Source organism: Pantoea sp. E956-1 (assembly GCF_982223955.1).
The window spans coordinates 1462266-1474343 of the sequence record NZ_CEUYZP010000001.1 but is presented as its reverse complement, the minus strand read 5'-3'; the positions used below and the strand labels follow the sequence as shown (position 1 = coordinate 1474343).

Genomic DNA, 12078 nt, shown 5'->3' with positions numbered 1-12078 from the left:
TTGTCTTCTTTGAACTCCCAGAGCGAGGGGCATTTTGCGCAACAAAATCACGCTGAGCAACTTTTATAGCAGCTTTTGCGCAAAATTCAGGCAAATCCGGGTCGCCAAAAATTGTGCGCAAACGGTTTCGTCGCGAGGTCGCTTTCTCTATAATACGCCCCGTTTTCCCTGTTGCGCCCAATGAAGCGTCGCCCGGCGCCCTGACGAGAGATTTATTAATGGAAATTCTGCGTGGTTCGCCCGCCCTGTCGGCATTTCGTGTAAACAAACTGCTGACCCGCTTTCAGGACGCTCATCTGCCGGTGAGTGATATTTACGCTGAGTACATCCATTTTGCTGATGTCAGCACGCCCTTAAGCGCAGACGAACAGAGCCGTCTGCAGCGCCTGCTGAAATATGGTCCCTCTCTCGCTGAACATGCCCCACAGGGTCGTCTGCTGCTGGTGACGCCTCGTCCCGGCACCATTTCGCCCTGGTCATCCAAAGCGACTGACATTGCCCACAACTGCGGCCTGCCGCAGGTACGTCGTCTGGAGCGCGGCCTGGCCTTTTATGTGCAGGCCCCACAACTGACGGAAGCGCAGTGGCAAACGCTGGGCACACTGCTGCACGATCGGATGATGGAAACGGTCTTCGGCGATCTGGCGCAGGCTGAACAGCTGTTCGCGCATCACACGCCACAGCCGGTGAAAAGTGTCGATCTGCTGGGTGAGGGCCGTCAGGCGCTGGTTCAGGCGAATATCTCCCTGGGTCTGGCGCTGGCCGACGATGAAATCGACTACCTGGTGGCGGCGTTTACCGCACTGGGCCGCAATCCCAATGACATTGAACTCTATATGTTTGCGCAGGCGAACTCTGAGCACTGTCGTCACAAGATCTTCAACGCCGACTGGATTATCGACGGCGAGAAACAGCCAAAGTCGCTGTTTAAGATGATCAAAAACACCATGGAGCAGACGCCGGACTACGTGCTCTCTGCTTATAAAGATAACGCCGCCGTGATGGAAGGCTCAGAGGTTGGCCGCTTCTTTGCTGACGCCGGAGAGAGCGAATACCGCTGGCATCAGGAAGCCGCACACATCCTGATGAAGGTGGAAACCCATAATCACCCAACGGCCATCTCGCCGTGGCCTGGTGCTGCGACCGGTTCCGGTGGTGAAATCCGTGATGAAGGCGCAACCGGAAGGGGTTCGAAGCCAAAAGCGGGCCTTGTCGGTTTCTCCGTTTCGAACCTGCGTATCCCAGGCTTTGAACAGCCGTGGGAAGAGGACTTCGGCAAACCGGCCCGCATCGTCAGCGCGCTGGAAATTATGACCGATGGCCCGCTGGGCGGCGCTGCATTTAACAATGAATTTGGTCGTCCGGCTCTGAATGGTTACTTCCGTACCTATGAAGAGCAGGTCACCAGCCACAACGGCACTGAGCTGCGTGGCTACCATAAGCCGATTATGCTGGCGGGCGGCATCGGGAATATCCGTGCCGATCACGTGCAGAAAGGTGAAATCACCGTAGGCGCGAAGCTGGTGGTGCTGGGCGGTCCGGCAATGAACATCGGCCTTGGCGGCGGCGCGGCGTCATCGATGGCCTCGGGCCAGTCTGATGCCGATCTCGACTTTGCCTCGGTACAGCGTGACAACCCGGAGATGGAGCGCCGTTGTCAGGAAGTGATTGACCGCTGCTGGCAGCTGGGCGATGAGAACCCGATTCTGTTTATCCACGACGTGGGCGCGGGCGGCCTCTCCAATGCGATGCCGGAGCTGGTCAGCGATGGCGGTCGTGGCGGCCGGTTTAACCTGCGTGACATCCTGAGTGATGAGCCAGGCATGAGTCCGCTTGAAGTGTGGTGTAACGAGTCACAGGAACGTTATGTGATGGCCGTCGCGCCCGATCAGCTGGCGCAGTTTGAGGCGATCTGCCAGCGCGAACGCGCACCGTTCGCGGTGATTGGTGAAGCCACCGAAGAGCTGCACCTGAGCCTGGAAGATAGTCATTTCGGTAATAAGCCGATCGACATGCCACTTGATGTCCTGCTGGGCAAAACGCCGAAGATGACGCGCGATGTGGTGACGCAGCAGACACAGGGCACTGCCCTGCAGCGTGACGGCATTACGCTGGTCGATGCGGTGAACCGCGTGCTGCATCTGCCTGCCGTGGCGGAAAAAACCTTCCTGATTACTATCGGTGACCGCAGCGTGACCGGCATGGTGGCGCGCGACCAGATGGTGGGACCGTGGCAGATCCCGGTTGCCAACTGTGCGGTGACGACCGCCAGCCTCGACAGCTATCACGGCGAAGCGTTTGCCCTGGGCGAACGTTCACCGGTTGCGCTGCTGGACTTCGCAGCGTCGGGTCGTCTGGCGGTCGGTGAAGCCCTGACCAACCTGGCAGCTACCCACATTGGTTCGCTGAAGCGTGTGAAGCTTTCCGCAAACTGGATGTCTGCCGCCGGTCATCCGGGTGAAGATGCCGGTTTATATGCGGCGGTGAAAGCGGTCGGCGAGGAGCTTTGCCCGGCGCTGGGGATCACCATCCCGGTCGGTAAAGATTCGATGTCGATGAAAACACGCTGGCAGGAAGGCAGCGAACAGCGCGAAATGACCTCACCGCTGTCGCTGGTGATTACCGCTTTTGCCCGCGTTGAAGATGTCCGCCGCACCGTCACGCCACAGCTGCAGGCCGATCAGGATAACCTGCTGCTGCTGATCGATCTGGGCAACGGCGCGAATACGCTGGGCGCAACCGCGCTGTCACAGGTTTATCGTCAGCTTGGCGACAAACCTGCCGACGTGCGCGATGCCGCTCAGCTGGCGGGCTTCTTCAATGCCATCCAGGCGCTGGTGGCTGAGCAGAAACTGCTGGCTTACCACGATCGCTCCGACGGTGGTCTGCTGGTGACGCTGGCCGAGATGGCCTTTGCCGGTCACTGCGGTGTTGACGTTGACATCGCCTCGCTGGGTAACGATGCACTGGCCGCCCTGTTTACCGAGGAGCTGGGCGCGGTGATTCAGATCAACGCCGCCGATCGCGCCGTGGTTGAGCAGATCCTGGCGGATCACGGCCTTGCCGGCTCGACACATCTGCTGGGCAGCGCGCAGCCGGGCGATCGCTTTGTGATCCGTTCTGGTGACAGCGCGGTCTACAGTGAAAGCCGCAACACGTTACGTACCTGGTGGGCGGAAACCACCTGGCAGATGCAGCGACTGCGCGACAACCCGGCGTGTGCCGATCAGGAACATGAAGCGAAGAAAAACGACAGCGATCCTGGCCTGAACGTTAATCTGACCTTTAATCCGCAGGAAGATGTTGCTGCCCCGATGATCGCCACGGGCGCACGTCCAAGGGTGGCGGTGCTGCGTGAGCAGGGTGTGAACTCCCATGTAGAGATGGCCGCTGCCTTTGATCGGGCAGGCTTCACCGCCATTGACGTTCACATGAGCGATCTGCTGGCCGGACGTCGCGGTCTGGAAGAGTTCCAGGCGCTGGTCGCCTGTGGCGGCTTCTCTTACGGCGATGTGCTGGGTGCCGGAGAGGGCTGGGCGAAATCGATTCTGTTTAATCCGCGCGTGCGTGACGAGTTCGAAACCTTCTTCCACCGTCCGCAAACCCTGGCACTGGGCGTCTGCAACGGTTGCCAGATGATGTCTAATCTGCGTGAACTGATCCCAGGCAGCGATCTCTGGCCACGCTTTGTGCGTAACCAGTCTGAGCGCTTTGAAGCGCGCTTCAGTCTGGTAGAAGTGGCCGCCAGTCCCTCGCTGTTGCTGGACGGCATGGCCGGTTCGCGTATGCCAATCGCCGTTTCGCACGGTGAAGGCTTTGTTGAAGTGCGTGATGCTTCGCATCTGGCGGCGCTGGAGTCGAAAGGGCTGGTGGCACTGCGCTTTGTCGATAACTTCGGCAAGGTGACAGAAACCTATCCGGCTAACCCGAATGGCTCACCAAACGGCATCACTGCCGTGACCAATGAAAGTGGTCGCGTCACTATCATGATGCCGCATCCGGAGCGGGTGTTCCGCACCGTCAGCAACTCCTGGCATCCGGCAGAGTGGGGCGAAGACAGCCCGTGGATGCGTATTTTCCGCAATGCGCGTAAACAGCTGGGTTAATTTAATCCGCTGAAAAGAGCAGGAGGCCAGTGTGCCTCCTGCTCTTTTTTGTGGCTCTGTTGGCAAATGGCGACAATGAGCAGGTCGCACTGTCTCTTTTTGGCGACATCTATCTCGTTGATTTTAAATGAACGCTTATCAGGCGCGATTTCATGTCGCTCTGCGGAGACAGTTTTCACTTACTGTAATCAGATTTTGCGCCACAGCTGTCCGGTAAGCTTATTCAATCTGCTGAAAAATATAATAATTTATTTTCTGGCATGGAACTTGCTATACTCATGCAGCTGCTCATTCACCTGTTTATGATTGCCCCGCTTAGCGGATAAGAGCTCATAAAGCCCGAATGACGCACCAAACGGAGCCTGCCGTCCAACTGACCGATAATCGCTTGCGTTATCAAACACCGGACGTAACGTTGAGTAAGGCTCCACCCATTTTTACGCGATGCATTACGCGTCGTGCCAGCGGCAGGCCATTGAGCCTGCCGTTTTCTTTTGTTCCCCTTTATTCCGCCGACACCTTTCTTCCGCTGACAGAGTCCGTTAGCATCCAGACAGCTAATCTTAAGGAAGCGGCTGCGTGAAAAAATGGCGTTTATTTCCCCGTTCTCTGCGTCAGCTGGTGCTGATGGCGTTTGTACTGGTGCTGCTGCCGTTGCTGGTACTGGCCTGGCAGGCGTGGGAAAGTCTCTCTGCATTAAGCGAACAGGCAGCGGATACCAACCGCAATACCTTCACCGACGTTCGCAGAAGTGAGGCGATGGCGCGAACGGCCGTTGAGCTGGAGCGCAGCTATCGCCAGTACTGCGTGCTGGATGATGCCTCGCTGGCGCGCCTTTATCAGACCCAGCACACCCGCTACAGCCAGATGCTGAGTTCGCACAGCGCCAGCCTGCCCGAGCTGCCCGCATTCCAGACTTTACAGGCGACGTTGCCGCTGCTGACACCGTTAAAATGCGATAACGGCAATCCGGTTACGCCTGCCGCAGAGGCGCTGGATCGCTTTTCTGCCACCAATGCGCAGATGGTGCAGGACACGCGCGAAGTGGTGTTTTCGCGCGGCCTTCAGCTGCAGCGTGAGATTGCCGATCGCGGCCAGTTTTTTGGCTGGCAGGCGCTGATTCTGTTCATTATCAGTCTGGCGTTGATGACGCTGTTTACCGGCATGATTATCGGGCCGGTCAAGCGCATTGAGCGGATGATCAACCGGCTTGGCGAAGGCCGGGAACTGGGTAACAGCGTGACATTTCGCGGCCCGCGCGAGTTACGCTCGCTGGGACAGCGCATCGTCTGGCTCAGCGAACGGCTTCAGTGGCTGGAATCGCAGCGCCATGAATTCCTGCGCCATCTTTCTCACGAACTGAAAACGCCGCTGGCCAGCCTGCGTGAAGGCACCGAACTGCTGGCGGACGAGGTAGCCGGGTCGCTGAACGCCGATCAAAAAGAGGTGGTCACTATCCTCGACGGCAGCAGCCGTCATCTGCAGCGGCTGATTGAACAGCTGCTTGATTACAACCGCAAACTGGCCGATGGCCCGATCCAGCTGGAACCGGTCAGCGTGGCGGAAATTGTGGCGGGGGTGATGAATGCACATGCACTCTCTGCCCGCGCCAAACTCATGCAGACGGTTGTCAATCTGGAGATCAGTCACTGCCTTGCCGAACCGATGTTACTGATGCGGGTCATCGATAATCTCTATTCGAACGCCGTGAACTACGGCAGCGAATCCGGTACCATCTGGCTGCGCAGTCAGCAGCAGGGCGATCGGGTCTGGATTGATGTCGCGAACAGCGGTACGCCGATCCCGCCGGAAGAGCAGGCAATGATATTCGAACCTTTTTTCCAGGGTAGCCAGCAGCGCAAAGGGCCGGTGAAAGGCAGCGGGCTGGGATTGAGTATTGCCAAAGATTGCCTGCGCCGGATGCATGGCGACCTGACGCTGGTCTCCTGCGAGCAGGCTGACGTCTGTTTTCGAATTGAACTGAACACCACAGCCGGGAATGTCTGACTGATGAAATATTTACCCGCTTTGCTGTTGAGCACACTGACCACGCTGCTGCTCAGCGGATGTACGACCTCCCCGGCCACCTCATCCCTGCCGTCAGGCCATCAGGTGGCAGAACCCGAGGTCAGCGTGGCTGATTACCTGGCGACCCGCTGCAGTGACCTGTGGACGATAGAGAATAGTGCGGCACTCAGTAATCCTCTCTACTGGATGCGGGCGATCGATTGCGCTGAACGCCTTTCCCCCGCCGAGGCCCGAGCCGAAGCCCACCGCTGGCCGGTTGAGAGCTGGTCGCGCGCTTTCAAGCAGGGTGTGCTGATGTCGAACGGCAACGTGACGCCAGTGGAGCGTCGTCGCTATGTTGAAACCCTGGATCGTTACAGCAGCGATTTCCCGCAGTCGGTGCGTCCGCTGATCCAGTTGTGGCGCAGTAATCAGGCCGCGCAGCTTGATCTGAGTGAAGCGCGCACCCGTTATGTCCATCTGCAACAGAGCAGCGATACCCAACTGGAGGCGATACGCCAGCAGATGGTTAAACAGCAGCAGCAACTCAGCGACACGCAGCATAAGCTGGAGCGACTTACTGACATTGAGCGTCAGCTTTCATCGCGGAAAGCCCCGGATGTTTCTGACAGCGGCCACGGCACTGCGCTGCCGCAGGATGAGGAGCAATAATGGTCAGACAAGCGGCAAAACTGCTGCTGGTGGATGACGATCCCAGCCTGCTGAAGCTGCTGGGCATGCGTCTTCGCAGCGAAGGTTACCAGGTCACTACCGCGGCCAGCGGCCCCGAAGCGTTGCGTCTGCTGCAGAAAGAAAAAATCGAGCTGGTGATCAGCGATCTGCGGATGGATGAGATGGATGGTCTGGCGCTGTTTGGCGAGATCCAGAAACGCCACACCGGTCTGCCAGTGATTATCCTGACGGCGCACGGCTCAATTCCGGACGCGGTTTCCGCCACGCAGCAGGGCGTCTTCAGCTTCCTGACCAAACCGGTGGACAAAGATGCGCTTTACAAAGCGATCGATGAAGCACTGGCTCAGCAGGCGCCAGTCAGCGATGACCGCTGGCGTGAAGCGATCGTTACCCGCAGCCCGCTGATGCTCAAGCTGCTGGAGCAGGCGCACATGGTGGCGCAGTCGGACGTCAGCGTGCTGATTAATGGTCAGAGCGGTACCGGTAAAGAGATGCTGGCCCAGGCGATTCACGCCGCCAGCCCGCGAAACGGCAAGCCCTTTGTCGCCATTAACTGTGGCGCACTGCCGGAGCAGTTACTGGAGTCAGAGCTGTTCGGGCATGCCAAAGGGGCCTTTACCGGCGCAGTCAGTGCCCGGGACGGTCTGTTTAAAACTGCAGGTGGTGGCACGCTGTTCCTGGATGAGATTGGCGACATGCCGCAGCCGCTTCAGGTCAAGTTACTGCGGGTATTGCAGGAGCGTAAGGTCAGGCCGCTGGGCAGCGATCATGATATTGAGATCGACGTGCGCATCATTTCAGCCACGCATCGCGATCTGCCCAAGGCGATGGAGAAAAAAGAGTTTCGCGAGGATCTCTTCTATCGTCTTAATGTGGTGAACCTGAAGATTCCGGCGTTGCATCAGCGCACTGAAGATATTCCGCTGCTGGCTAATCATCTGCTGCGTCAGGCGGCGGAACGGCATAAACCGCAGATCCGCAGTTTTTCCGTTGATGCGATGAAGCGGTTGATGGCGGCCAGCTGGCCGGGCAATGTGCGCCAGCTGGTTAACGTGATTGAGCAGTGTGTGGCGCTGAGCTCATCGCCGGTCATCAGCGATGCGCTGGTGGAGCAGGCGTTGAGCGGTGAGAACAGCGCTTTGCCGACCTTTGCAGAGGCGCGCAATCAGTTTGAGCTGAACTATCTGCGTAAGCTGTTGCAGATGACTAAAGGCAATGTGACCAATGCCGCACGTCTGGCTGGACGCAACCGCACGGAGTTCTATAAGCTGCTGTCTCGTCATGAGCTGGATGCCAGTGATTTCAAAGAGTAGCGGAAGCTGCGGAGTGATACCGGCAGGTTGCCTGCTCAGGCCCGAATCCAAATGGGTGCGGTCAGCATAATCTGACAGCGCTTGCGGCAACCTGAAGAATCCCGGATATTACCGCCCGACAGCGCCAGCAACATTTATACTTGATAAACCCTCTGACCATGGAGGGAGTGAAAAAGGGTCTGACATGAAAAAGATTGATGCGATTATCAAACCATTCAAACTCGATGATGTCCGTGAAGCCTTAGCGGAAGTCGGCATCACCGGGATGACCGTGAGTGAAGTGAAGGGTTTTGGCCGCCAGAAAGGGCACACCGAGCTTTACCGCGGCGCAGAGTATATGGTCGACTTTTTGCCTAAGGTGAAAATCGAGATGGTGGTGGGCGACGATATCGTTGATACCTGCGTCGAGACCATTATGCGCACTGCGCAGACCGGCAAAATCGGTGACGGTAAAATCTTTGTCTTCGACGTGGCGCGCGTAGTGCGCATCCGTACTGGCGAAGAGGATGAAGAGGCGATCTGATTGTCTCTTTATCAGCTCTTTATCAGCATAAAGAAGCCCGCGCTGCGGGCTTTTTTTATGCCTGGGGAGCCTGGGACGAATAGCTTTGAGATCGAGCCAGCTCTGAGAACACGGTCAGATCGGAAAGACGCAAAATCCGCCATCCATGGCTTGCTCGGCCCGCGCCGTCCCTGGCGCGGGACGCTTTCCTCTTCTGTCCGTGTTCCCTGAGCTTTGAGCTTATGCGTTGCTGTCAGATTTAGATCGGGTTTGCCAGTAATCTAAGCCCGCGCTGCGGGCTTTTTTTATTGCTCAATTACATCCCTTTATGCGGGCCAAAGAGTTCGTAATGGATGTGTGTGTCTGCCACGCTGGCATCGCGCAGTTGCGCCACTACATGCTGCATAAAGGGCAGCGGACCGCAGAGGTAGAAGTGGGTGTTGGGTGAGGCGAGACGTGCGGAGATCGCGGTGATATCCATCAGACCCTGCGCGTCATAGCGACCGGCATCTTCAGCCGCGGGATCGCGATACCAGACCTGACTGACGAAATCGGTGAGCTGCGCGCCCGTGGCACTCACTTCCGGACCAAATGCATGCTGTTTGCCGTTCTCTGCTGCGTGCAGCCAACTGACCGGCGCGCGATGCTGACGGGCCGCCAGTGCATGCAGCATCGCCAGCATCGGCGTCTGACCCACGCCCGCGGAAATCAGCGCCACCGGGGTTGCAGCATCGATCTCAAGGAAGAAGTCGCCATGTGGTGCAGCCAGCATCAGCTCATCACCCACCTTGCCATTCTGATGCAGCCAGCCGGAGACGGTGCCCTGCGCTTCACGTTTCACCGCAATCCGATAATCTTTGCCATTACTGAGGTGAGTAAGCGAGTACTGACGAATCTGGTGATGTTCGAAACTGGCGGGCTGCAGATGCACCGTCAGATACTGACCCGGTTTGAAGGCCGCTACCGGGCCGCCATCTGCCGGACTGAAGGTAAAGCTTTTAATCACCTCGCTCTGTTGCTCAATAGCACTGATGCGAAACGCACGAGTGCCGCGCCAGCCACCGGTTTGCTGCTCCGTCGCCTGATAAATCTCCTCTTCGCGATTAATGAACACATCCGCCAGTACGCCATAGGCCTGGCCCCAGGCTGCCAGCGCCTCTTCGCCTGGATTCAGCAGTTCTTTAATGGTTGCCAGCAGATTTTCACCGACGATGGCGTACTGTGCAGGCTGAATGTTCAGGCTGGTATGTTTCTGCGCAATCTTTTCCACCGCAGGCAGCAGCACGGCCAGGTTCTCCAGATTCGCGCCATAGGCGCAGATGGCGTTGAACAGCGCTTCACGCTGATCGCCATTGCGCTGGTTGTTCATATTGAAAACATTTTTGAGTTCAGGATGGTGCGACAGCATGCGGTCATAGAAGTGTGCGGTAAGCGCAGGACCACAGGCGGCGATGGCAGGCAGGGTCGATTTAACCGTGGCGATAGTGTGTGCATCAAGCATAAAAACGGCCTCTCATTTAAAGTTGTATTTAAAATGCATCTTATAGCCCTCTCGCCAGTGGTGTAAATAACCCGATAAATTTTCTGGTTGTCAGAGTGGCAACTTTTTGGTGCATCCTGAGAAACCGCCGTCACATCCTGAAGAAAAATCGTGGCGTCCGAACAGGGTAAAAAGGTGTAAAAAAGCCCTGCCACTAGCCAGCCAATCGTTTGCGTAAAAAGAGGAGGTTCACCCTACCTTCACCTGTTAAAACGGTTTACACTGTGGGCCTTCGCCCCTGAAGGGGGATAAATACCGTCAGAAAGTTAGCTGAGTCAGGAGATCCGGATGTTAAAGCGTGATATGAACATTGCCGATTACGATGCCGAGTTGTGGCAGGCGATGGAGCAGGAGACAGTGCGTCAGGAAGAGCACATTGAACTGATTGCTTCTGAAAACTACACCAGCCCGCGTGTTATGCAGGCACAAGGTTCTCAGCTCACCAATAAATACGCTGAAGGGTATCCGGGCAAACGCTACTACGGCGGCTGTGAGTACGTTGATATCGTTGAGCAGCTGGCCATCGATCGCGCAAAAGAACTGTTTGGTGCCGATTACGCTAACGTGCAGCCACACTCCGGTTCACAGGCTAACTTCGCGGTTTACACCGCGCTGCTGCAGCCGGGCGATACCATCCTGGGGATGAACCTGGCGCACGGTGGGCACCTGACTCACGGCTCACCGGTTAACCTGTCGGGCAAACTCTATAACGTCGTGGCTTACGGTATCGATGAGACCGGTAAAATTGACTACGACGAACTGGCTGAACTGGCGAAAACCCACAAGCCAAAAATGATCGTTGGCGGATTCTCAGCTTACTCCGGCGTTTGCGACTGGGCGAAAATGCGTGAAATCGCAGATAGCGTAGGTGCATGGCTGTTTGTGGACATGGCACACGTTGCCGGCCTGATTGCTGCAGACGTTTACCCAAGCCCTATCCCACATGCGCACATCGTGACCTCCACCACCCACAAAACCCTGGCGGGTCCGCGCGGTGGTATCATTCTGGCGAAAAACGGCGACGAAGATTTCTATAAGAAACTGAACTCTGCTGTCTTCCCTGGCGGTCAGGGCGGTCCTCTGATGCACGTTATCGCTGGTAAAGCGGTTGCGTTCAAAGAGGCGATGGAGCCGGAATTCAAAACTTACCAGCAGCAGGTGGCAAAAAACGCCAAAGCGATGGTTGAGGTGCTGATTGAGCGTGGCTATGACATCGTTTCTGGCGGCACGTATAACCATCTGTTCCTGATCGATCTGGTAAGCAAAAACCTGACCGGTAAAGAAGCGGATGCGGCGCTGGGCCGTGCCAACATCACAGTTAACAAAAACAGCGTGCCTGACGATCCGAAAAGCCCGTTTGTGACTTCCGGTATCCGTATCGGTACGCCAGCTGTTACCCGTCGTGGCTTCAACGAAGCGGACGTTCGTGAGCTGGCTGGCTGGATCGCAGATGTGCTGGATAACATCAATGACGAAGCGACCATTGAGCGCACCAAAAAGAAAGTGCTGGAAATCTGCAGCCGTCTGCCGGTCTACGCTTAATCGTTAACCTGTTGTGAGACAGCATAAAAAGGATGGCATCAGCCATCCTTTTTTATTGTTAAAAAACGAGTGCGTGTTAGCTGTGATACCGGAGTTGCTCAGGAAACGCGGTCAGATCGGAAAGTCGCTAAAGCCAATCCCTGGCCGCTCGGCCCGCGCGATTACGCACCTCATCCCTGAGGTGCGCCCGTAACCGGGCCAACGCGTTGCGTTGTTCAAAAACGCTCCCGGCGTTTTTGTCCATGGCGCGGGACGCTTTCCTCCTCTGACCGTGTTTCCTGCGCGTGAAATTCAGATGTAGCGGCAAGAGGCGCTCTGATTTGGATTGGTTAGTGTTCTGAAAGGATGGCATCAGCCATCCTTTTTTATTGCCTG

7 protein-coding genes are annotated in these 12078 nt (G+C 56.9%); 6 read left to right on the top strand and 1 reads right to left on the bottom strand.

All coding sequences use genetic code 11. The features are described 5' to 3' along the window. The first annotated feature begins 218 nt into the window (after positions 1–218). The 5 genes from purL (at position 219) to glnB (ending at position 8642) form a co-directional block, all read left to right on the top strand. Entirely contained in the window at positions 219–4106 is a 3888-nt protein-coding gene (gene purL, locus AC0T7J_RS07005) for a phosphoribosylformylglycinamidine synthase (RefSeq protein ID WP_473793067.1), read from the top strand. Positions 4107–4685: 579 nt separating this feature from the next. After that, positions 4686–6113, top strand: coding sequence for a sensor histidine kinase (locus AC0T7J_RS07000; RefSeq protein ID WP_473793065.1), 1428 nt, complete (start codon positions 4686–4688; stop codon positions 6111–6113). Between the two features lie 3 nt (positions 6114–6116). Next, a complete protein-coding gene (gene qseG / locus AC0T7J_RS06995) occupies positions 6117–6785 on the top strand; it encodes a two-component system QseEF-associated lipoprotein QseG (protein WP_473793063.1) in 669 nt (222 codons plus the stop codon). Next, positions 6785–8119, top strand: coding sequence for a two-component system response regulator GlrR (gene glrR / locus AC0T7J_RS06990; RefSeq protein WP_061063753.1), 1335 nt, complete (start codon positions 6785–6787; stop codon positions 8117–8119). The genes qseG and glrR overlap by 1 nt, the downstream gene beginning before the upstream one ends. A gap of 184 nt (positions 8120–8303) precedes the next feature. Beyond that, on the top strand, positions 8304–8642 hold the full coding sequence (gene glnB / locus AC0T7J_RS06985) for a nitrogen regulatory protein P-II (protein ID WP_003848647.1): 339 nt from the start codon (positions 8304–8306) through the stop codon (positions 8640–8642). Positions 8643–8937: 295 nt separating this feature from the next. Here the strand turns inward: glnB and hmpA are convergent, their stop codons facing one another. Beyond that, positions 8938–10122, bottom strand: coding sequence for an NO-inducible flavohemoprotein (gene hmpA, locus AC0T7J_RS06980; protein WP_473793060.1), 1185 nt, complete (start codon positions 10120–10122; stop codon positions 8938–8940). A 327-nt stretch (positions 10123–10449) separates the two neighbouring features. Between hmpA and glyA the strand changes: the two genes are divergently transcribed. Beyond that, the gene (gene glyA / locus AC0T7J_RS06975; RefSeq protein WP_473793058.1) at positions 10450–11703 is read left to right on the top strand and encodes a serine hydroxymethyltransferase; all 1254 of its coding nucleotides are present in this window, start codon (positions 10450–10452) and stop codon (positions 11701–11703) included. Positions 11704–12078: the final 375 nt, after the last annotated feature.